General features: G+C 46.7%; 15 protein-coding genes. 3 read left to right on the forward strand and 12 right to left on the reverse strand.

Going from position 1 to position 22,610, the window contains the following annotated elements; translation table 11 throughout:
• Positions 1 to 80: 80 nt before the first annotated feature.
• The gene (gene malE / locus XBJ1_RS17275; RefSeq protein ID WP_012990328.1) at positions 81 to 1,280 is read right to left on the reverse strand and encodes a maltose/maltodextrin ABC transporter substrate-binding protein MalE; all 1,200 of its coding nucleotides are present in this window, start codon (positions 1,278 to 1,280) and stop codon (positions 81 to 83) included.
• 396 nt (positions 1,281 to 1,676) lie between these two features.
• Between malE and malK the strand changes: the two genes are divergently transcribed.
• From malK to malM, 3 genes are read left to right on the forward strand one after another with little or no spacing between them, the layout of a single operon-like run.
• The gene (gene malK, locus XBJ1_RS17280) at positions 1,677 to 2,786 is read left to right on the forward strand and encodes a maltose/maltodextrin ABC transporter ATP-binding protein MalK (RefSeq protein ID WP_038199458.1); all 1,110 of its coding nucleotides are present in this window, start codon (positions 1,677 to 1,679) and stop codon (positions 2,784 to 2,786) included.
• A gap of 33 nt (positions 2,787 to 2,819) precedes the next feature.
• Positions 2,820 to 4,097 (forward strand): maltoporin, encoded by a 1,278-nt coding sequence (locus XBJ1_RS17285; protein WP_012990331.1) that lies wholly within the window; start codon positions 2,820 to 2,822, stop codon positions 4,095 to 4,097.
• A gap of 23 nt (positions 4,098 to 4,120) precedes the next feature.
• Positions 4,121 to 5,089, forward strand: a complete 969-nt coding sequence (gene malM / locus XBJ1_RS17290) for a maltose operon protein MalM (RefSeq protein WP_012990332.1) — start codon at positions 4,121 to 4,123, stop codon at positions 5,087 to 5,089.
• A gap of 220 nt (positions 5,090 to 5,309) precedes the next feature.
• On the opposite strand, the gene XBJ1_RS17295 is transcribed toward malM, so the two are convergent.
• The 11 genes from XBJ1_RS17295 to fusA all read right to left on the reverse strand — a co-directional run bounded on the left by XBJ1_RS17295 (position 5,310) and on the right by fusA (position 22,552).
• Positions 5,310 to 6,563 (reverse strand): polysaccharide deacetylase family protein, encoded by a 1,254-nt coding sequence (locus XBJ1_RS17295; protein WP_012990333.1) that lies wholly within the window; start codon positions 6,561 to 6,563, stop codon positions 5,310 to 5,312.
• Positions 6,564 to 6,656: 93 nt separating this feature from the next.
• Positions 6,657 to 10,883, reverse strand: coding sequence for a DNA-directed RNA polymerase subunit beta' (rpoC, locus tag XBJ1_RS17300; RefSeq protein WP_012990334.1), 4,227 nt, complete (start codon positions 10,881 to 10,883; stop codon positions 6,657 to 6,659).
• 130 nt (positions 10,884 to 11,013) lie between these two features.
• The gene (gene rpoB / locus XBJ1_RS17305; protein WP_012990335.1) at positions 11,014 to 15,042 is read right to left on the reverse strand and encodes a DNA-directed RNA polymerase subunit beta; all 4,029 of its coding nucleotides are present in this window, start codon (positions 15,040 to 15,042) and stop codon (positions 11,014 to 11,016) included.
• 337 nt (positions 15,043 to 15,379) lie between these two features.
• Positions 15,380 to 15,745 (reverse strand): 50S ribosomal protein L7/L12, encoded by a 366-nt coding sequence (rplL, locus tag XBJ1_RS17310; protein ID WP_012990336.1) that lies wholly within the window; start codon positions 15,743 to 15,745, stop codon positions 15,380 to 15,382.
• Positions 15,746 to 15,808: 63 nt separating this feature from the next.
• A complete protein-coding gene (gene rplJ, locus XBJ1_RS17315; RefSeq protein WP_012990337.1) occupies positions 15,809 to 16,306 on the reverse strand; it encodes a 50S ribosomal protein L10 in 498 nt (165 codons plus the stop codon).
• A 338-nt stretch (positions 16,307 to 16,644) separates the two neighbouring features.
• Complete coding sequence (gene rplA / locus XBJ1_RS17320; RefSeq protein ID WP_012990338.1) at positions 16,645 to 17,346, reverse strand: 50S ribosomal protein L1; 702 nt, start codon at positions 17,344 to 17,346, stop codon at positions 16,645 to 16,647.
• Between the two features lie 3 nt (positions 17,347 to 17,349).
• Positions 17,350 to 17,778 carry a 50S ribosomal protein L11 gene (gene rplK, locus XBJ1_RS17325; RefSeq protein ID WP_010848553.1) on the reverse strand — a complete coding sequence of 143 codons (429 nt, stop codon included), beginning with the start codon at positions 17,776 to 17,778 and terminating at the stop codon, positions 17,350 to 17,352.
• 169 nt (positions 17,779 to 17,947) lie between these two features.
• A complete protein-coding gene (gene nusG / locus XBJ1_RS17330; RefSeq protein WP_012990339.1) occupies positions 17,948 to 18,493 on the reverse strand; it encodes a transcription termination/antitermination protein NusG in 546 nt (181 codons plus the stop codon).
• 3 nt (positions 18,494 to 18,496) lie between these two features.
• Positions 18,497 to 18,880 carry a preprotein translocase subunit SecE gene (secE, locus tag XBJ1_RS17335; RefSeq protein WP_012990340.1) on the reverse strand — a complete coding sequence of 128 codons (384 nt, stop codon included), beginning with the start codon at positions 18,878 to 18,880 and terminating at the stop codon, positions 18,497 to 18,499.
• A gap of 309 nt (positions 18,881 to 19,189) precedes the next feature.
• The gene (gene tuf, locus XBJ1_RS17340) at positions 19,190 to 20,374 is read right to left on the reverse strand and encodes an elongation factor Tu (RefSeq protein WP_012990342.1); all 1,185 of its coding nucleotides are present in this window, start codon (positions 20,372 to 20,374) and stop codon (positions 19,190 to 19,192) included.
• Between the two features lie 69 nt (positions 20,375 to 20,443).
• Complete coding sequence (fusA, locus tag XBJ1_RS17345) at positions 20,444 to 22,552, reverse strand: elongation factor G (protein WP_012990343.1); 2,109 nt, start codon at positions 22,550 to 22,552, stop codon at positions 20,444 to 20,446.
• Between the last annotated feature and the right edge of the window lie 58 nt (positions 22,553 to 22,610).

Here is a 22,610-nt window from a genome sequence, read left to right on the forward strand (position 1 = left end):
ACCATTCATCTTTCAAATTGCCGCCAACAAAGCGGCAACTTGAAATCTATTGGGTATAAAATCAGGAACCTGTTATTCGTTTATTTAGCTATTCGATTTTCTGCATCATTAAGCGCAGCATCAATAGATTGCCGACCATTCACTGCATTAAGAACAGCACTGCGCATGGCATACCAAAAACTACTCATTTGCGAAACATTTGGCATAATTTCACCTTGCTGAGCATTTGCCATCGTGGCAGCAATACGTGGATCTTTCGCAAGGATATCCTGATAAGATTTCAGCGCCACAGCCCCCAACGGTTTGTCCTTATCCACGGTTGCCAAGCCTTCGTTGGTCAGCAGATAATTTTCCAGAAACTCCTTCGCCAATTCTTTATTAGGACTAGCTGCATTGATTCCGGCGGTTAAGATGCCAACAAACGGTTTAGAGGGTTTTCCTTTAAAGGTTGGTAATAAAGTAACACCATAATTGATCTTACTTTTGTCGATATTCGTCCAAGTCCACGGGCCATTGATGGTCATTGCTGTTTTGCCTTTATTGAAGGCGGCTTCAGCGATGGAGTAATCGATATCAGCACTCAAATGTTTGTTTTTCACCAAATCAACCAAGAATTGCATTCCCGCTTTGGAACCCGCATTATTCACGCCGCTATCTTTGGTGTTATAAGCACCATTCTCCACTTTGAAAGCGTAGCCCCCATCAGCAGCAATCAGTGGCCAAGTGAAATAAGGTTCCTGCAAATTAAACATGATTGCGCTTTTATTCTGCTTTTTCAGTTCATTATCCAGCGCAGGGATCTCTTCCCATGTCTTTGGCGGAGATTTCACTAAATCTTTATTGTAGATAAGAGAAAGCGCTTCAACTGCAATGGGATAACCAATCAGTTTGCCATCATAACGAACCGCATCCCAGGTAAAAGGAAATAACTTGTCCATGAACGGTTGGTCAGGTGTCACTTCGGCCAATAAACCAGATTGGGCATAGCCACCAAAACGATCATGCGCCCAGAAAATGATATCTGGTCCATCACCGTTCGCTGCTATTTGAGAATATTTTTCTTCGAATTTATCGGGATGCTCAACAGCAACAGGAATGCCAGTTTCTTTTGCAAATTTCTCACCAACCTGTGCCAGCCCGTTGTATCCCTTATCACCGTTGATCCAAATCACCAGCTTGCCTTCTTCCAGCTTTGCAAAAGCAGGGGCAGAGAGTATCCATGTTGTTAAAACGGAAAGCATCAGAGCGCGAGATCCCACTTTCAGAGTTGTTTTTGTCATCATTCCGTCCTTTTCGTCGTTTGCAGGTTCAAGATGAATTTCTCGTTACACCGCTAGAAAATGGTTCCCAGTGTGCAATCAACAGAAAGCAAGCTCATCCTCCCCTGTTCTACGCCTCACCACAAATGAGTGTGAAGTTGATTACAAAAATACTGAAAATCAGTATGTTAACCTTAAAGAGACATCGATTTTTGGGATTAAAATCACATCTTGCTCAGTGATTTTTCACAGAATATCCCAATCACATTAATCTCATCCTCCTTATGCCTCCCCCATAAAAAATTATGGGATGGAGGATTTTTATTCCTGTTATTTTGCACACAATTTTGCTACCAGTTTTTCACTAAGTTTTTTACTACAAACATAAAACTAGGGTGGCAACTCCGAGGGGAACACATGTCCAGCGTCACACTCCGCGATGTATCTAAGACTTATGGTGAAACTGTCATTTCCAAAAACTTCAACCTTGAGATTGAAGAAGGGGAATTTGTTGTTTTTGTTGGTCCATCAGGATGTGGAAAATCAACACTGTTAAGGATGATTGCAGGTCTGGAAGACATTACCTCCGGTGATTTACTGATAGCAGGGCAGCGAATGAATGATGTTCCTCCTGCCAAACGCAGTGTAGGTATGGTTTTTCAATCCTACGCGCTATACCCCCATTTGTCTGTTGCTGACAATATGTCATTCGGCATGAAACTGGCCGGGATCAAAAAAAGCGATATTCAGAAGCGAGTTCAACAAGTTGCAGAAACTCTTCAGCTCGCCCATCTGTTGGATCGTCGCCCCAAAGCACTATCTGGAGGGCAGCGTCAGCGAGTTGCCATTGGCCGCACTCTGGTCGCTGAACCGAATATATTTCTTCTGGATGAACCACTCTCCAATCTGGATGCTGCGCTGCGTGTCCAGATGCGCATTGAGATTTCACGCCTGCATCAACGCCTGCAACGTACGATGATCTATGTTACGCATGATCAAACCGAAGCCATGACTCTGGCGGATAAAATCGTCGTTCTGGATGCAGGCAACATTGCTCAGGTCGGTAAGCCACTCGAAATTTATCACTACCCTGCCAACCGTTTTGTTGCGGGCTTCATCGGTTCCCCAAAGATGAATTTCCTACCAGTCAAAGTCTCTGCCACAGCAATCGATCAAGTACAGATTATTTTGCCTAACGGGCAGCCTGTCTGGCTACCCGTTGAAAGTAAGGATGTCACTGTCGGTAGCAATGTATCTCTAGGTATCCGCCCCGAACACCTGTTGCCTAATGATGTGGCCGACGTAACGCTGGAAGGAACAGTGCAAATCGTAGAGCAACTGGGGAATGAAACTCAGGTTCACATCCGCATACCTGCAATTCACCAAAATTTGGTTTACCGCCAGCCTGATGTTGTTCTCGTGGAAGAAGGAGCAACCTTCACTATCGGGTTAGCTCCCCATCGCTGTCATCTATTCCGCGAAGATGGCACTGCATGTCAGCGTTTGCATAAAGAGCCCGGAGTCTGAACCCGTGCCATAAAAAATAACAGGAGAATCATTATGCGTATCTTACCTCTTTCATTGGCCATACTGACTGGTTTGTTATCCATGCAGGCCACTGCGGTGGAGTTCCACGGTTATGCCCGTTCTGGCATTGGCTGGGCAGGTAAAGGAGGAGAACAGAAATGTGTCCAAAGTACCGGTGCACAGAGTAAATACCGTCTGGGTAATGAGTGTGAAACCTATGCAGAACTAAAATTAGGGCAAGAGTTATGGAAAGAGGGTAACAAGCGTTTCTATTTTGATACCAATGTGGCCTATTCCGTTGCACAGAAAGATGACTGGGAATCAACCAACCCAGCTTTCCGCGAAGTCAACGTTCAGGCAAGTAACGTCATTGACTGGCTGCCTGGTTCGACGCTATGGGCAGGTAAGCGTTTCTACCAGCGACACGATGTGCATATGATCGATTTTTACTACTGGGACATCTCCGGCCCTGGAGCAGGTCTACAGGATATTGATTTGGGATTTGGTAAACTTTCCCTTGCCGTGACCCGCAATACGGAATCCGGTGGTTCGGTTGGCTGGATCGCCGATAAACGCGATGAAATTCCGACTTCCAATGATGTTTTCGACGTACGACTGGCTAATTTACAGGTGAATGAAGGCGGCACTCTAGAGCTTGGCATCGACTATGGACGTGCCAATGCACGCAAGGGTTACCATCTGGATCAAAAAGCATCTAAAGATGGTGTAATGCTGACAGCTGAACATACTCAAAGCATGTTAGGTGGCTTTAATAAATTTGTCGTACAGTACGCCACTGATGCCATGACTTCCTACAATAGTGGTCATTCAGAAGGTGCCAGCGTAAATAATGATGGGAATATGTTACGCATCCTGAATCATGGTGCTATCAATATTACGGATAAATGGGATCTGATGTATTTGGCCATGTATCAGAATATAGATCGCGATAATCGCAACGGCAACACATGGTACACCGTTGGTGTCCGCCCAATGTACAAATGGACGCCCATCATGAGTACTTTGCTGGAAGTCGGCTATGATAATGTGAAATCTCAACGCACCAAAGACACCAACAATCAATACAAAATCACGCTGGCACAGCAATGGCAGGCAGGTGACAGTATCTGGTCACGCCCAGCAATCCGTTTGTTTGCAACTTATGCCAAATGGGATGAAAAATGGGGCTATGCAAACAAAAATGGCAGTTACACGAAAGGTGTTGCCTACAGTGATTCGTCATCACATCGTTTCAGCCGTGGTAACAGTGATGAATTCACCTTTGGCGCCCAATTCGAAGCTTGGTGGTAATGGATTCAGACAAGGCTAATACAATGAAAATAAAACTGCTTTCAGTTTGTCTCAGTACTCTGCTTTGCTATGCACTTCCCGCAGCGAGCTATGCAGCACCTGATACAGCAATGCCTGACAGTTCTGACAATATAGTTGTGCCCGATAGCAAACTGCACAATACCACAGCACCTGCGCTGACTATATCGTCCTTACAGAAATTAAAGTGGTTGCCAGCTAATACTCATGCCACACAGACTATTATCCTGAATAGTGCATCATCCCGGATTCATGAAGGGGATATTCAAGGAGCGGTAGCTGCATTTGCATTGCCAGCCAATCAGGGTGCATTAGAGATCACCCTGAATAGCCTGATAAAGGATAAGCAGGTTTATTCGCCTAATGTGTTAGTACTTGATGAGCAATTGCGCCCCGCAGCCTTTTACCCAAGTCATTATTTTCAATATCAACGACCGGGCATCATGTCAGTTGACAGGCTTGAAGGGACGTTAAAATTAACCCCCGCATTAGGGCAACAGCAAATTTACCTGCTGGTTTATACCACCCGTGCTGATTTACAGTCATCTACACAAATGGTCGATCCAGCTAAAGCCTATGCTCAGGGAGTAGGTAATGCCGTACCTAATATTCCTGATCCGATGGCTCGCCATACGGAAACAGGAATATTAACGCTAAAAGTGAAATCAGAACGCGATGCCGGTAATGTCCTGATTGGTCAGGCCTTCTCAGCACCAGCGCCAAAACCTGTCATAGTCGGCTCCATGCAAACAGCAACGACGGCCGTTACCGCACTACAACCTGTTGTGCCGGCTATTGCACCCAAAAACAAACCAGTTCTGGGTGATACCGAAAAATATTTCAATAACGCCATTAAGAAAGCGATTAATGACGGTGATATTGATAAAGCACTACATCTGCTGGATGAGGCTGAACGCTTGGGATCAGCAACCGCAAGAGATACCTTTATCAAAAGGATAAAAAATCTCAAATAGGCTCAATTTATTATTGGGGTTATAGTAAGAAATGAAATATTCATTTTACAATCTATAATCCCTTTATTAACCAGATACTCTATTAGAATTTTTGCCAAAAAATAAAGAGACAGAATAATAAATAAAAATATATTGTAATTCCAAAAGGATAACTACATATCATTCAATAATTCATATTCCACATCCGATTATTAATAAGTTATAAAAGTATTTCATCCCATTAATTAGCAATTATTTTTTCCATTTTTTCAATAGAATCGGTTCGTAATATATATAAACGCTTCAGTGAAAATGGGTTATCTCCCAGTTTTACTTTACCCTGTTTGGTTGTGACCGCTAAATGAAACCCTGCATTTCGGGCTGCATCTATAGCTTGCTGGTTATATCCACCAAAGGGATAAGAGAGATAGAGAACATGGGGATTGAATTGTGATAACGCACGACGAGAACGTTCAAAATCATATAGAATAGTGTGGTATGAACGGCTGAATAATATTGGTCCTTTGTTTTTCCCCAGACGATGCAAAAAGTGGGTATGGGACTGAAAATCAAACACATCCTTTGTAGCATATAATGTAGAAAGACTCATAAATTGCAGGTTTTCAGAATTCCATTCCTGCGGATACCGCTTAATTCTGGATGAAATAATAAAAAGGGTCGCTTTCTGCCCATTCTTTTTCAAGATTGGGTAGGCATAACGGTAAATGGATTTCAATCCATCATCAAACGTCAGACCAACCACTTTTGCAGGTAAGTTGAGAGTCCCGTTCAGGTAACCTTCCAACTCATACAATGAAATCGTGGTGTAACCTGCCTGTTTCAAATAATCCATTTGCTCGCGAAAAGCCGATAAAGAGGTCGTTGTTGAGGTATGGAGAAAACGCTTGTTCTCTTTATCTTTCAGAATATGGTGATAAGTCAGCAAAGGAATACCATGATCCAATTCGGCATCCTGACCACTAATGTAACCGACGCGACCCCCCAGATTCACTTCATACCACGTCTGATATGAGGGATCTTTCAGTTTGTCTAAAATTGGATAGCGGAGATTAGCATTCAGAATCGCAATCGATGAACTATTAACTTCAGGCGTGCTATAAACCCGAATATCCTTAAAAATCATTAAATTTTCGCTAGTTTTTTTATCAAGAGTAGCGAGCGAACCATTGAAAGATACAGATTGTTTGACTTCTTTTAGATTTTCTTTATCAATATAGCCTTGACCATTACCAAAATGAAATTCGTAATGATCGTTCTGCTTGCCTTGTTCCTGAGCCGCTTTTAGAAAATGACCTTTCTTTAATAATCCAACCTGCACAATATGTTCACCTACCCGAGCATATATTTCACTGTCTTTAGTCACCTCCATGTAACGATAGTTTGATAAATTGTGGTGCTGTGCTAATACAGAATTGGAAAAGAAACTAAAAAACAGTAATAAAGCGACTTCAATAACATAGACGATTTGTCTCATTTTATTTTCCATCCAATAAAAAATGCCCTCCACCAAGAGAGGGCATTTTATGATTAGCGATGTGTATAGAAGATGATTCTATACATCATGATACTACTCTTTATCGCTGCTGCTACCGAAACCTGCATTCAACAATTCAGCAAGGTTTGCAGTCGCTTCATCAACACTGACTGGTGGCGCTTCAACCACTTCGTTTGCGTGACGACGGCGGATGCGCTCCTGATGGTACGCATAACCTGTACCCGCAGGGATCAGACGACCAACAATGACGTTCTCTTTCAGGCCACGCAATTCATCACGTTTACCTGCAACAGCTGCTTCAGTCAGTACGCGCGTTGTTTCCTGGAACGACGCCGCAGAGATGAAGGATTCTGTTGCCAGTGATGCCTTGGTGATACCCAACAGGTCACGATGGAAGGTAGCCGCTAATTTGCCATCCAGTTCCAGCTTACGGTTCGCGACTTTAACACGCGCGTATTCAACCTGCTCGCCTTCGAGGAACTCAGAACTACCCGCATTCGCGATAGTCACTTTACGCAGCATCTGACGAACGATAACTTCGATGTGTTTATCGTTAATCTTAACGCCTTGCAGACGGTAAACTTCCTGTACTTCGTTGGTGATGTAGCGGGCAACCGCGTGAACGCCACGCAGACGCAGAATATCGTGTGGAGATTCTGGGCCATCGGAGATCACGTCACCACGTTCAGCAACTTCACCTTCGAATACGTTGAGCTGACGCCATTTAGGGATCATCTCTTCGTAAGCATCACTACCATCCAATGGGCTGATTACCAGACGACGTTTACCTTTGGTTTCTTTACCGAAGGAAACAATACCGCTGATTTCTGCCAGGATCGCAGGCTCTTTCGGACGACGTGCTTCGAACAGATCCGCAACGCGTGGCAGACCACCGGTGATATCTTTAGTACCGCCAGATTCCTGAGGAATACGCGCCAGCGTATCACCCGCAGAGATAGACATGCCATCTTCCAGCTGAACAATCGCTTTACCCGGCAGGAAGTACTGAGCAGGCATATCAGTACCTGAGATCAGAACATCTTTACCCTGAGCGTCAACGATTTTCAGTGCCGGACGCAGGTCTTTACCGCTACCTGTACGTTCTGCACTGTCCAGAACCACCAGTGATGACAGACCGGTCAATTCGTCCGTCTGACGAGTAATGGTCTGGCCATCAACCATGTCATAGAACTGGATGATACCGGACACTTCACTCACGACTGGCATGATGTGTGGATCCCAGTTCGCAACGGTTTCGCCGCCAGTCACTGTCTCGCCATCACCTTTCGACAATACCGAGCCGTAAGGGACTTTGTAGCTTTCTTTGGTACGGCCGAAATCATCAATCAGACGCAGTTCTGTATTACGAGAAGTAATAACCAGTTTGCCTGCTGAGTTAGTGACGTATTTCGCGTTGAACAGCTTCAGATGACCTTTGTTACGTACCTGAATGCTGGATTCTGCTGCCGCACGAGATGCCGCACCACCGATGTGGAACGTACGCATCGTCAACTGTGTACCTGGTTCACCGATTGACTGTGCCGCGATAACACCAACTGCTTCACCTTTGTTGATGATATGACCACGGGCAAGGTCACGGCCGTAACAGTTTGCACAGACGCCGAAGTCTGTCTCACAGCTTACTACGGAGCGTACTTTCACGCTGTCAACGGAGCTTTCTTCTAACAGATCACACCATTTTTCATTCAGTAGAGTGTTACGTGGAACCAAAATATCCGCTGTACCTGGTTTTAGGACGTCTTCAGCCGTCACACGACCCAGTACACGCTCACGCAGTGGTTCTTTAACATCACCACCTTCGATAACCGGAGTCATCAAGATACCGTTGTGAGTACCACAGTCATCTTCAGTCACGACCAAGTCTTGAGCAACGTCAACCAGACGACGAGTCAGGTAACCGGAGTTCGCCGTTTTCAATGCGGTATCCGCCAAACCTTTACGAGCACCATGGGTTGAGATGAAGTACTGGAGTACGTTCAAACCTTCACGGAAGTTCGCGGTGATTGGGGTTTCGATGATGGAACCATCTGGTGTTGCCATCAGGCCACGCATACCCGCCAGCTGACGGATCTGAGCGGCAGAACCACGAGCACCGGAGTCAGCCATCATAAAGATGCTATTGAAAGAAACTTGCTGTTCTTCTTCGCCATCACGGTTAATAACAGCTTCAGTAGACAGGTTTTCCATCATCGCCTTGGCAACACGTTCGTTTGCCGCAGCCCAGATATCGATAACTTTGTTATAGCGTTCGCCCGCAGTTACCAGACCTGACTGGAACTGTTCCTGAATTTCGGCCACTTCCGCTTCCGCTTCTGCAATGATGCCTTCTTTCTTCTCAGGAATAACCATGTCATCAATACCTACGGATACCCCTGAACGGGCAGCGTAAGCAAAACCGGTATACATGGTCTGGTCAGCTAAGATAACGGTTGGTTTCAGGCCCAGAATGCGGTAACAGGTGTTCAGCATCTTGGAGATAGCTTTTTTGCCCAACGCCTGGTTAATCAGCGAGTAAGGCAGACCACGCGGTACAATCATCCACAGGATGGCACGACCGACGGTGGTATCCACCAGACCCGTATTGGTGGTGACATTGCCTTCACCATCTCTCACTTCTTCAGTGATACGAACTTTGACACGGGCGTGCAGAGAAGCCAGACCGGCGCGATAAACGCGTTCAGCTTCTTTAGGACCGGTCAAAACCATGCCTTCGCCTTTGGCGTTAACACAGTCACGAGTCATGTAGTACAGACCCAATACAACGTCCTGAGAGGGAACGATGATTGGCTCACCGCTCGCTGGAGACAGGATGTTGTTGGTAGACATCATCAGCGCACGCGCTTCTAACTGGGCTTCCAGTGTCAGCGGTACGTGAACAGCCATCTGGTCACCATCGAAGTCGGCGTTATAGGCCGCACACACCAGTGGGTGCAACTGGATTGCCTTACCTTCGATCAGAACTGGCTCGAATGCCTGGATACCCAAACGGTGAAGGGTCGGTGCACGGTTCAGCAGAACTGGGTGCTCACGGATCACTTCATCAAGGATATCCCATACGACCGCTTCTTCACGCTCAACCATTTTCTTGGCGGCTTTGATAGTCGTCGCCAGACCACGCAGTTCCAGCTTGCCGTAGATGAATGGCTTGAACAGCTCCAATGCCATCTTCTTAGGAAGACCACACTGATGCAGACGCAGGTATGGCCCTACGGTAATTACAGAACGGCCTGAGTAGTCAACACGTTTACCCAGCAGGTTCTGACGGAAACGACCTTGTTTACCCTTGATCATGTCTGCCAAGGATTTCAGAGGACGCTTGTTAGAGCCGGTGATCGCACGACCGCGACGGCCGTTATCCAGCAGCGCATCAACCGCTTCCTGCAACATACGTTTTTCGTTACGCACGATGATGTCTGGCGCAGCCAGATCCAGCAGGCGTTTCAGACGGTTATTACGGTTAATAACGCGACGATACAAATCGTTCAAGTCTGAAGTTGCAAAACGGCCGCCATCCAGTGGAACCAATGGACGCAAATCCGGTGGCAAAACTGGCAGAACGGTCAGAACCATCCACTCTGGCTTGTTGCCAGACTGAATGAATGCTTCCAACAGTTTAATACGCTTGGTCAGCTTCTTGCGTTTAGTTTCAGAGTTAGTTTCGTTCAACTCTTCACGCAAGGTTTCACATTCGTTTTCCAGATCAAGGTTTTTCAGCAAAGCCTGGATCGCTTCTGCGCCCATTTTTGCATCAAATTCATCACCGAACTCTTCCAATGCATCCAGATACTGTTCTTCTGTCAGGATCTGTGCACGCTCAAGGCTGGTCATGCCGCCTTCAACAACCACATAGGATTCGAAGTACAGTACGCGTTCAATATCGCGCAGTGGCATATCCAGCAGCAAACCGATGCGGGATGGCAAAGATTTCAGGAACCAGATATGAGCGGTTGGAGATGCCAGCTCGATATGACCCATACGGTCACGACGAACTTTAGTCTGGGTCACTTCGACGCCACACTTCTCACAAATCACACCACGGTGTTTCAAACGCTTGTATTTACCACACAAGCATTCGTAATCTTTTACTGGCCCGAAGATACGTGCGCAGAAAAGACCGTCACGTTCAGGCTTGAACGTACGGTAGTTAATGGTTTCCGGCTTTTTTACTTCCCCGAATGACCACGAACGGATCATATCTGGAGAGGCCAGAGCAATTTTGATCGCATCAAACTCTTCGGTCTTAGTTTGCGCTTTCAGAAACTTCAATAAGTCTTTCACGAAATGGCTCCTGTCGGAGTTAGACCTGTTAGGTGAGTGGCCCATGCCACTCCCCCCTATGACCAGTGTAACCACTGGCTGGTAAACTGCCCGGCATATTCATACCGGACAGTACCAGCGGGAAAACGATTTATTCGTCTTCCAGCTCGATGTTGATACCCAACGAACGGATCTCTTTCAGCAATACGTTGAAAGATTCCGGCATGCCTGGCTCCATCTGGTGGTTACCATCCACGATGTTTTTATACATCTTGGTACGACCGTTAACATCATCGGACTTGACGGTGAGCATTTCTTGCAGGGTGTACGCAGCACCGTATGCTTCCAATGCCCACACTTCCATCTCACCGAAGCGCTGACCACCGAACTGTGCTTTACCACCCAGCGGCTGCTGAGTAACCAAGCTGTAAGAACCGGTAGAACGGGCATGCATCTTGTCATCAACCAAGTGGTTCAGTTTCAGCATGTACATGTAACCGACAGTAACCTGACGCTCAAACTGCTCACCAGTGCGGCCGTCAAACAGCGTGATCTGACCGGAAGTCGGCAAGCCAGCCAGTTGCAACAGCTCTTTGATTTCAGTCTCTTTCGCACCGTCGAAGACCGGTGTTGCGATTGGCATACCTTTTTTCAGGTTTTCAGCCAGACGCAAAACTTCTTCATCAGTGAAAGTATTCAGGTCAACTTTCTGACGGGTATCGTCACCAAGGTCATAGGCTTTCTGGATGAATTCACGCAGTTTGGCAACTTCCTGCTGTTGTTTTAGCATGGCATTGATCTTGTCACCAATGCCTTTGGCCGCCATACCCAAGTGAGTTTCCAGAATCTGACCGATGTTCATACGTGATGGTACACCCAGCGGGTTTAATACGATGTCTACAGGTGTTCCGTTTTCATCGTAAGGCATATCTTCGATCGGGTTGATCTTAGAGATAACACCCTTGTTACCATGACGACCAGCCATCTTATCACCAGGCTGGATCTGGCGTTTAACAGCCAGATATACTTTAACGATTTTCAGCACACCCGGTGCCAGATCATCGCCCTGAGTGATCTTACGGCGTTTAGCATCCAGTTTTTTCTCGAACTCAGTTTTCAGTTCGTCATACTGTTCTGCCAGCTGTTCCAACTGATTCTGTTTTTCTTCATCAGCCAGACCCAGCTCTAACCAGCGCTCGCGCGGCAGTTTACTTAATTTTTCTGCTTCAACTCCACCGGCAACCAGTACGGAGTGAATACGCGCAAACAGACCCGCTTCGAAGATACGCAGTTCTTCTGTCAGGTCTTTTTTCGCCTGACGCAACTGCATTTCTTCGATTTCCAACGCACGCTTGTCTTTTTCTACACCGTCACGGGTAAAGACCTGCACGTCGATAATAGTACCGGCAACACCGTTTGGCACACGCAGTGAAGAGTCTTTAACGTCAGATGCTTTCTCACCGAAGATCGCACGCAACAGTTTTTCTTCTGGCGTTAATTGGGTTTCACCTTTCGGTGTCACTTTACCAACCAGAATATCGCCGCCTTTCACTTCCGCGCCAATGTAAACGATGCCGGATTCGTCCAGTTTAGACAGTGCAGCTTCGCCCACGTTAGGAATGTCAGCAGTGATCTCTTCAGGCCCCAGTTTGGTGTCACGAGACACACAAGCCAGTTCCTGAATGTGAATGGTTGTGAAACGGTCTTCCTGAACAACACGCTCAGATACGAGAATGGAGTCCTCGAAGTTATAACCATTCCATGGCATGAACGCCACGCGCATGTTCTGACCCAGCGCCAGTTCACCCAAATCAGTGGATGGGCCGTCAGCCAGTACATCGCCACGCTCTACCAATTCACCCAGAGAAACACATGGCATCTGGTTGATACAGGTGTTCTGGTTGGAACGCGTGTATTTGGTCAGGTTATAGATATCGATGCCAGCTTCACCCGCGTACATTTCGTCTTCGTTAACTTTAATAACGATACGGGATGCATCCACGTACTGAATCACACCACCACGCTTGGCGACTGACGTTACACCGGAGTCAACAGCAACTGCACGCTCCATGCCTGTACCAACCAGCGGCTTGTCAGCACGCAGAGTCGGAACTGCCTGACGTTGCATGTTCGCACCCATCAATGCACGGTTGGCGTCATCGTGTTCAAGGAATGGGATCAAAGAAGCACCGACGGACACGATCTGCTGTGTCGAAACGTCCATATACTGAACCTGATCACGGTTGAACAAGCTGGATTCATCATAATGACGGCAAGTCACCAGATCTTCTACGAAGTGGCCTTCTTCATCCAGCACGGTGTTAGCCTGTGCAATGACGTAGTTACCTTCTTCTATAGCAGACAGATAATGAATTTCATCGGTTACTACGCCGTCACGCACCAAACGGTAAGGGGTTTCAAGGAAACCATACTCATTGGTACGAGCATAAACGGATAGTGAGTTAATCAGACCGATGTTTGGACCTTCAGGCGTTTCGATAGGACATACACGACCGTAGTGGGTTGGGTGTACGTCACGTACTTCGAAGCCTGCACGCTCACGGGTCAGACCGCCTGGGCCCAATGCAGAGATACGACGTTTATGAGTAATTTCAGACAACGGGTTGTTCTGATCCATAAACTGGGACAACTGACTGGAACCAAAGAACTCTTTTACCGCAGCAGAAATTGGTTTAGCGTTGATCATGTCCTGTGGCATCAGGGTATCCAGATCGCCCAGTGACAGACGCTCTTTCACAGCACGTTCTACACGAACTAAGCCAACGCGGAACTGGTTTTCTGCCATTTCGCCAACAGAACGGATACGACGGTTACCCAAGTGGTCGATATCGTCCACTTCGCCTTTACCGTTACGAATATCGATGAGCTTCTTCATCACATCGGTGATGTCTTCTTTGCTCAGGATACCGGAACCTTCAATTTCTGTACGATCCAGAGAACGGTTGAACTTCATGCGGCCAACCGCAGACAGATCATAGCGGTCTTCAGAGAAGAACAGGTTCTCAAACAGATTTTCTGCGGCTTCGCGTGTTGGTGGCTCACCCGGACGCATCATGCGGTAAATTTCAACCAGCGCGCTCAGACGATCATTGGTTGGGTCAACACGCAGAGTTTCGGAGATGTATGCACCGTGATCCAGATCGTTGGTAAACAGAGTCTCGATGGTTTTGTGACCAGACTGGCTCAGACGCGCCAGCAGATCCAGAGAGAGCTCCATGTTAGCAGCGCAGAGGATTTCACCCGTATTTTGATCGATGTAATCTTTTGCGACGACTTTACCCGCGATATATTCGACAGGAACCTCAATACGGTCTACCTGATCTTTTTCTAACTGACGGATATGACGTGCGGTGATACGACGGCCTTTTTCAACATAAAGTTTGCCGTTTGCTTCAATATCAAATGAAGCCGTTTCACCACGCAGACGTTCTGGAACCAGAGTCATCTGCAATTTGTTATCGCGAATTTCGAAGATCGTTTTGTTGAAGAACAGGTTCAGAATGTCTTCAGTACTATAATTCATTGCACGCAGAATAATCGAAGCCGGCAGTTTACGACGGCGGTCGATACGCACAAACAGATTATCTTTAGGATCGAATTCGAAATCCAGCCATGAACCACGGTAAGGGATGATACGCGCGTTATACAGTACCTTACCGGATGAATGGGTTTTACCCTTATCGCTGTCAAAAAAAACGCCTGGGCTACGATGCAACTGAGATACGATAACACGCTCAGTACCGTTGATAACGAAAGTCCCGTTATCAGTCATGAGTGGAATTTCACCCATGTAGACTTCTTGTTCTTTAATGTCTTTGACTGTGCCTTCTGGCGCTTCGCGCTCATAGATCACCAGACGCAGTTTAACGCGCAGCGGTGCGGAATAAGTCACACCACGGATCTGACACTCTTGCACATCAAAAACAGGCTCACCAAGACGGTAGCTTACATATTGCAGCTCGGAATTGCCGCTGTAACTCTGAATTGGGAACACAGAACGGAAGGCCGCTTCCAGTCCATTTTGGCCTTCAGGATCTTGCTCGATAAACTTCTGGAACGAGTCAAGTTGGATAGAAAGGAGATATGGAATATCCAAAACTTGTGGACGTTTACCAAAATCCTTACGAATACGTTTTTTCTCGGTATAGGAGTAAACCATAGGGTTCCTCAGCTCGCTGATCAGTGACCCACTCTGCCCGCCCTTTAGGACAGCACTCTGCAACACTATTTGTTCGAACAGAAAATAGAATATTTTCCGTAATACTCATTGCTATTACTCTTAAATCATTTCATTGCGCTACCTGACTACCGAGCTACCCGAGTGGATCGTAGCTGAGAACGCAGTATATTAAGTCGTCAATAGGAAAGAGTATTTTGGGTTGATTAGCAGCCAAACAGTGTGAAATGCTACTAACTCCCTACAGCGCAAAAAGGCTGGCGATTAAAAATCGCCAGCCATCAGCCTTTAAAGTCAGGCTGCAAACTTAAAACTGATCTTACTTGATCTCAACAGAAGCACCAGCTTCTTCCAGAGATTTTTTCAGAGCTTCAGCGTCGTCTTTGCTGATGCCTTCTTTCAGAGCAGCTGGTGCGCTTTCAACCAGGTCTTTCGCTTCTTTCAGACCCAGGCCAGTTGCGCCACGTACTGCTTTGATTACAGCAACTTTGTTAGCGCCAATGCTAGACAGAATTACGTCGAATTCAGTTTTTTCTTCAACGGCTTCAGCAGCACCGCCAACAACAGCTACAGCTGCAGCAGCAGAAACGCCGAATTTTTCTTCCATCATAGTGATCAGTTCAACAACGTCCATTACAGACATTTCTGCAACTGCGTCCAGAATTTGTTCTTTAGTGATAGACATAACAAGTGTTCCTAAAATTCAGAAAAAGTTTATACGTTAAAAAGCAACGAAGGAAATAGGCTATTAAGCAGCTTCTTTCTGATCGCGTAGCGCAGCCAGAGTGCGAACCAGTTTGCCTGCAGAGGCTTCTTTCATGGTTGCCATCAGGCGTGCGATTGCTTCTTCGTAAGTTGGGAGTGTTGCCAGGCGATCGATATTTTCACCTGAAATAAACTCACCTTCAAAGGCTGCTGCTTTAATCTCGAATGCTGGGTTCGCTTTCGCGAATTCTTTGAACAAACGAGCAGCTGCGCCCGGATGTTCGCTAGAGAAAGCAATCAAGGTTGGACCAACAAACGCTTCTTTCAGGCACTCATAATCCGTACCTTCAACAGCACGACGCATCAGGGTGTTACGAACAACACGCATGTAAACGCCAGCTTCGCGACCTGCTTTACGCAGTTCAGTCATTTTACCTACGGTAACGCCGCGAGAATCCGCAACAACCGCAGACAGCGCGCCTTTGGCTACTTCGCTGACTTCAGCAACAATCGCTTGTTTGTCTTGAAGATTTAGTGCCATTAGCTTCTTGCTCCTGGATTAACCGGGAAAACCCGGGACTCACTTCACTCAAAGCACCAAGCGTGCCTGAGCGCTGAAACACGGTGAGCAGAATCCAGAAAATAAATTTCATTTGGCTCTGTCACCGTCTACGCAGGATATTAAGTAATCACTTACGCCTGCGGTCTTGGACGGGGCTTGGATTAGGCCAAGCTCCAACCGAAAACTGTTTTCTACCTAATATAGGTTTTATATAACGACTTATATTAGTTGTTATATACAATATAAGGCAAATTTTAAGCGTCAGATTTTAGACAAATCTGACGCTAAGGTAAAGCGTTATTCACTTTCAGCCTAAATTAGGCTGTTGCGTTCAGACCAGACTGGTCGATCGCAACACCTGCACCCATGGTGGTAGACAGGCTAACTTTCTTGATGAAAATACCTTTAGCTGAAGATGGTTTTGCTTTTTTCAGCGCAACTACCAAGGCTTCCAGGTTTTCTTTCAGTTTGTCAGCGTCAAAGTCAACTTTACCGATGGTGGTGTGAATGATGCCGTTTTTGTCGTTACGGTAACGAACCTGACCTGCTTTAGCATTCTGTACAGCTTCAGCGACGTTAGGAGTTACAGTACCCACTTTCGGGTTTGGCATCAGGCCGCGAGGACCCAGAATTTGACCCAGTTGGCCAACAACGCGCATTGCATCTGGAGATGCGATAACTACGTCGAAATTCATCTCGCCTTTCTTAATCTGATCAGCCAGATCGTCCATACCTACCAGTTCAGCGCCAGCAGCTTTAGCCGCTTCAGCGTTTGCGCCCTGAGCAAATACAGCAACACGTACTGAACGACCAGTACCGTGTGGCAGAACAGTTGCGCCACGAACGTTTTGGTCAGATTTACGAGCATCGATACCAAGATTAACAGCTACGTCAACGCTTTCTACGAATTTGGCAGTTGCCAATTCTTTCAGCAGAGCAACAGCTTCGTTGATGTCATATTGTTTAGTTGCATCAACTTTACCACGGATAGTGCGCATGCGCTTGGTCAGTTTAGCCATTGATTAACCCTCCACTACCAGGCCCATGGAACGAGCAGTACCTTCGATTGAACGCATCATCGCGTCAACGTCAGCACCAGTCATGTCCGCAGCTTTAGTTTCCGCGATTTCGCGGATCTGTGCGCTGGTTACTTTACCAACTTTTTCTTTGTTTGGTTTACCAGAACCCGATTTAACGCCAGCTGCTTTTTTCAGCAGAACAGCAGCTGGTGGGGTTTTGGTAACGAAAGTGAAAGAACGGTCTGCGTAAACAGTAATAACAACTGGAATTGGCAGGCCTTTTTCAATGCTTTCAGTTTTCGCATTGAACGCTTTACAGAATTCCATGATGTTAACACCCTGCTGACCCAGAGCTGGACCAACTGGTGGGCTTGGGTTAGCCATACCCGCTGCAACTTGCAGCTTAACGTAGGCTTGTACTTTCTTAGCCATCTATATTTCCTCTATATGGGTATTATCGCCTCAAAAAGAGGCTCCCCTAACGATTCAGGCCCCGTCTAAAAGACCAGGCCACTAAAAACAATACTTAAAAATAAAAGGCGCGAAATTGTATGATAATTTCACACCCTTTGCAAGCCAGGCTGCTCAATTAAGCATCAGATTAGGCTTTCTCTACCTGACTGAAATCCAACTCGACTGGCGTAGCACGGCCAAAGATAGAAACCGAAACTTTCAAGCGGCTCTTTTCGTAATCGACTTCTTCCACTACGCCATTGAAATCTGCAAACGGGCCATCGCTGACACGAACCATTTCGCCTGGCTCGAACAAGGTTTTTGGCCGTGGTTTATCACCAACCTGCTGAAGACGATCCATAATAGCATCGACTTCTTTATCACTGATCGGAGCCGGACGGTCAGATGTACCACCGATAAAACCCATTACGCGCGGTACACTACGAACCAGATGCCAAGTTGCATCGTTCATTACCATTTGTACCAAGACATAACCTGGGAAGAATTTGCGCTCGCTCTTACGGCGTTGGCCACTGCGGATCTCAACAACTTCTTCTGTCGGCACCATAACTTCGCCGAAAGAATCTTCCATACCATCTAATTTGATATGTTCACGCAGAGATTGAGCAACACGACCTTCGAACCCAGAAAATGCCTGTATGACATACCAACGCTTTTTTGGGGATTCAGACATTTTTTAAAACCTCAGGCCTGTAATAAATGAAACTAAACGCACCAGTATACCATCCAGCCCCCACAAAATCAGAGACATGACAGCTGTCACCGCTGCAACAATCAATGTTGTGTGCAGAGCTTCTTGGCGTGTTGGCCAAATGACTTTACGCATTTCAACGCGGGCTTCACGGGCAAATGCTAATGTGGCTTTACCTTTCGCAGTCCAGAATGCAACTGCTCCTGCAAGAGCAACAATAGCCACGACGGCTATCGCGCGCAGAGCCAGGTTATACTCCCGGTAATAATAATTACCCACAATAGCAACTACTAGCAGCACAGCCACCAGTAACCATTTTGCTATATCAAGACCACGCCTGCTTTCTTGAGCATTGCTATTCGCACTCATAAACCAACCTGTAACTATGATGTAAATAGATAGCCAGCTTGCCTCGCAAGAGCAAAACAAATCAGACCGAACCCAAAGATAATTGTAATTGTATCTGACTTGGCACCATAATTCAGTAGGACTTTTCGTATCTGCATGATAACAAAGCCCATCCGTTGTATCAGAGCCTATCTCACCAATAATTCGCTACAACCATTGAGTAATGATCCATTCATTATCAGACAACTATTGATGAGATAGGTTCTTCTTAAGACAACGTATAAAAAGGGCATCTGTCGATGCCCTTCCAGAATGAACACATAAAAAAAATTATGCAATCACTTTAGCAACAACACCAGCACCTACAGTACGGCCACCTTCACGGATTGCGAAACGCAGACCTTCGTCCATTGCGATTGGAGCAATCAGGGTAACGATCATGTTGATGTTGTCACCTGGCATTACCATCTCAACGCCTTCTGGCAGTTCGATAGTTCCGGTTACGTCAGTTGTACGGAAGTAGAACTGAGGACGGTAACCTTTGAAGAATGGAGTATGACGGCCACCTTCATCTTTGCTCAGAATATAAACTTCTGATTCGAATTGAGTGTGCGGCTGGATTGAACCTGGTTTAGCCAGTACCTGACCACGTTGGATTTCGTCACGCTTAGTACCACGCAGCAGAACACCTACGTTCTCACCAGCACGGCCTTCGTCCAGCAATTTGCGGAACATTTCAACGCCAGTACAAGTTGTTTTCACTGTATCTGTGATACCAACGATTGAAACTTCGTCACCCACTTTAACGATACCACGCTCTACACGACCAGTAACTACAGTACCACGGCCAGAGATGGAGAATACGTCTTCGATTGGCAGCAGGAATGGCTTGTCAATGTCACGCTCTGGCTCTGGGATGTAGGAATCCAGTGCATCTGCCAGTTCGATAATTTTCGCTTCCCACTCTGCTTCACCTTCCAACGCTTTCAGAGCAGAACCACGGATGATTGGCGTATCATCGCCTGGGAAATCGTACTGAGACAGCAGCTCACGGACTTCCATTTCAACCAGTTCCAGCAGCTCTTCATCATCAACCATGTCACATTTGTTCAGGAACACGATGATGTATGGAACGCCTACCTGACGACCCAGCAGGATGTGCTCACGAGTCTGTGGCATTGGGCCATCAGTTGCAGCAACAACCAGAACTGCGCCATCCATCTGAGCAGCACCCGTGATCATGTTTTTAACATAGTCGGCGTGGCCTGGGCAGTCAACGTGCGCATAGTGGCGAGTTGGGGTATCGTATTCTACGTGAGAAGTAGAAATGGTGATACCACGCGCTTTTTCTTCTGGTGCATTATCGATCTGATCGAATGCACGAGCGCTACCGCCGTAAGTTTTCGCCAGAACAGTGGTGATTGCTGCAGTCAGGGTAGTTTTACCGTGGTCAACGTGGCCGATAGTACCAACGTTAACGTGCGGTTTTTTACGTTCAAACTTTTCTTTAGACACGACTCTATTCCTTAATATCGCTCCCTCATCACGAAAATAAGGGAGCCAAAAGATAGTAAACCCGAAAACTTATCTAGCTTTACGAGTTTCGATAATAGCCTGAGCGACGTTGCTAGGCGCTTCGTTGTACTTCAAGAACTCCATGGAGTAAGAAGCACGACCTTGGGTCTGAGAACGCAGGTCAGTAGCATAACCAAACATTTCAGATAATGGTACTTGAGCACGAACAATTTTGCCCGTTGCTAGATCATCCATACCTTCGATCATACCACGGCGACGGTTCAAGTCACCGATGACGTCGCCCATGTAGTCTTCTGGTGTTTCCACTTCAACTTTCATGATTGGTTCCAGCAGAACTGGTTTCGCTTTCATGAAGCCTTCTTTAAATGCCATGGATGCAGCAATTTTAAAGGCGATTTCCGAGGAGTCAACGTCATGGTAAGAACCATCAAACAGGGTAACTTTAACGTCAACAATTGGATAACCAGCCAGAACACCGCCTTTCAGCTGTTCACGAACGCCTTTATCTACGCCTGGAATATATTCTTTAGGAACAACACCACCGACGATTGCGTTCTCGAACACGTAACCTTCGCCACCTGGTTCCAGAGGCTCAACACGTATCCAAACGTGACCATACTGACCACGACCACCTGACTGCTTAGCGTGTTTACCTTCCTGCTCAACAGTATTTCGGATAGTTTCACGGTAAGCAACCTGAGGTTTACCTACGTTCGCTTCAACGTTAAATTCGCGACGCATACGGTCAACCAGAACATCAAGGTGCAGTTCGCCCATACCCGCGATAATAGTCTGACCAGTTTCTTCGTCACTGGTTACGCGGAATGATGGGTCTTCCTGAGCCAGACGGCCTAAAGCGATACCCATTTTTTCTTGGTCAGCTTTAGTTTTTGGTTCGATGGCAACAGAGATAACTGGTTCTGGGAATTCCATACGCTCCAGAATGATCGGAGAGTTCAGGTCACAGAGAGTATCACCTGTAGTGACATCTTTCAGACCGATCGCAGCAGCGATATCGCCTGCGCGGACTTCTTTGATTTCTTCACGTTTGTTAGCATGCATCTGAACGATACGGCCAAAACGTTCTTTCCGGTCTTTCACTGGGTTAAGTACTGTATCACCAGAGTTAACAATACCAGAGTAAACACGGAAGAAAGTCAGGTTACCCACGAATGGGTCAGTCGCGATTTTGAACGCCAGTGCCGAGAAAGGTTCTTCATCGCTGGAATGACGCTCTGCCGGGGTATCTTTACCGTCTGGCAGCATGCCTTTGATAGACTCAACGTCAGTTGGCGCTGGCAGGTAATCGATAACTGCATCCAGCATCGCCTGAACACCTTTGTTCTTAAATGCAGAACCACAGGTAACCAGGATAATCTCGCTAGCCAGAACGCGCTTACGCAAAGCTGATTTGATTTCTTCTTCAGTCAGCTCTTCACCACCCAGATATTTGTCCATCAGTTCTTCTGATGCTTCTGCAGCGGATTCGATCAAGTTCTGGTGCCATTCCTGAGCCAGCTCAACCATGTCAGCAGGGATCTCTTCGTACTCGAAAGTCACGCCCTGATCTGCTTCACTCCAGTTGATCGCTTTCATTTTCAACAGGTCAACAACGCCGGTGAAGGTATCTTCAGCGCCGATTGCCAGTTGAAGTGGAACAGGGGTCGCAGCCAAACGGGTTTTGATCTGTTCTACTACGCGCAGGAAGTTTGCCCCCATACGGTCCATTTTGTTAACGAACGCGATACGTGGAACATTGTATTTGTTAGCCTGACGCCATACAGTCTCAGACTGCGGCTGAACACCACCAACTGCACAGTAAACCATTACTGCGCCGTCAAGAACTCGCATGGAACGTTCTACTTCGATAGTGAAGTCAACGTGGCCTGGGGTGTCGATGATATTGACGCGGTGTGGCTCATACTGTTTAGCCATACCAGACCAGAATGCAGTTGTCGCAGCAGACGTGATTGTGATACCACGCTCCTGCTCCTGCTCCATCCAGTCCATTGTCGCTGAACCTTCGTGAGTCTCACCAATTTTATGGTTCACGCCTGTGTAAAACAGGATACGTTCAGTTGTCGTGGTTTTACCGGCGTCGATGTGAGCACTGATACCGATATTACGGTAACGTGCTATAGGTGTTTTACGAGCCATGTTTTCCTCTCTCGTGGGCGTTCAATTTTGAGAACGGGTAGCCCCGAGAAGCTACCCA

The sequence above is a fragment of the Xenorhabdus bovienii SS-2004 genome (assembly GCF_000027225.1).
Classification (GTDB): Bacteria; Pseudomonadota; Gammaproteobacteria; order Enterobacterales; family Enterobacteriaceae; genus Xenorhabdus; species Xenorhabdus bovienii_C.

Bases quoted from the DNA above. Each gene is read 5' to 3' on its own strand.
- malE (WP_012990328.1), bottom strand. From the start codon at position 1,280: ATGACAAAAACAACTCTGAAAGTGGGATCTCGCGCTCTGATGCTTTCC.
- malK (WP_038199458.1), top strand. From the start codon at position 1,677: ATGTCCAGCGTCACACTCCGCGATGTATCTAAGACTTATGGTGAAACT.
- XBJ1_RS17285 (WP_012990331.1), top strand. From the start codon at position 2,820: ATGCGTATCTTACCTCTTTCATTGGCCATACTGACTGGTTTGTTATCC.
- malM (WP_012990332.1), top strand. From the start codon at position 4,121: ATGAAAATAAAACTGCTTTCAGTTTGTCTCAGTACTCTGCTTTGCTAT.
- XBJ1_RS17295 (WP_012990333.1), bottom strand. From the start codon at position 6,563: ATGAGACAAATCGTCTATGTTATTGAAGTCGCTTTATTACTGTTTTTT.
- rpoB (WP_012990335.1), bottom strand. From the start codon at position 15,042: ATGGTTTACTCCTATACCGAGAAAAAACGTATTCGTAAGGATTTTGGT.
- rplL (WP_012990336.1), bottom strand. From the start codon at position 15,745: ATGTCTATCACTAAAGAACAAATTCTGGACGCAGTTGCAGAAATGTCT.
- rplJ (WP_012990337.1), bottom strand. From the start codon at position 16,306: ATGGCACTAAATCTTCAAGACAAACAAGCGATTGTTGCTGAAGTCAGC.
- rplA (WP_012990338.1), bottom strand. From the start codon at position 17,346: ATGGCTAAACTGACCAAGCGCATGCGCACTATCCGTGGTAAAGTTGAT.
- rplK (WP_010848553.1), bottom strand. From the start codon at position 17,778: ATGGCTAAGAAAGTACAAGCCTACGTTAAGCTGCAAGTTGCAGCGGGT.
- nusG (WP_012990339.1), bottom strand. From the start codon at position 18,493: ATGTCTGAATCCCCAAAAAAGCGTTGGTATGTCATACAGGCATTTTCT.
- secE (WP_012990340.1), bottom strand. From the start codon at position 18,880: ATGAGTGCGAATAGCAATGCTCAAGAAAGCAGGCGTGGTCTTGATATA.
- fusA (WP_012990343.1), bottom strand. From the start codon at position 22,552: ATGGCTCGTAAAACACCTATAGCACGTTACCGTAATATCGGTATCAGT.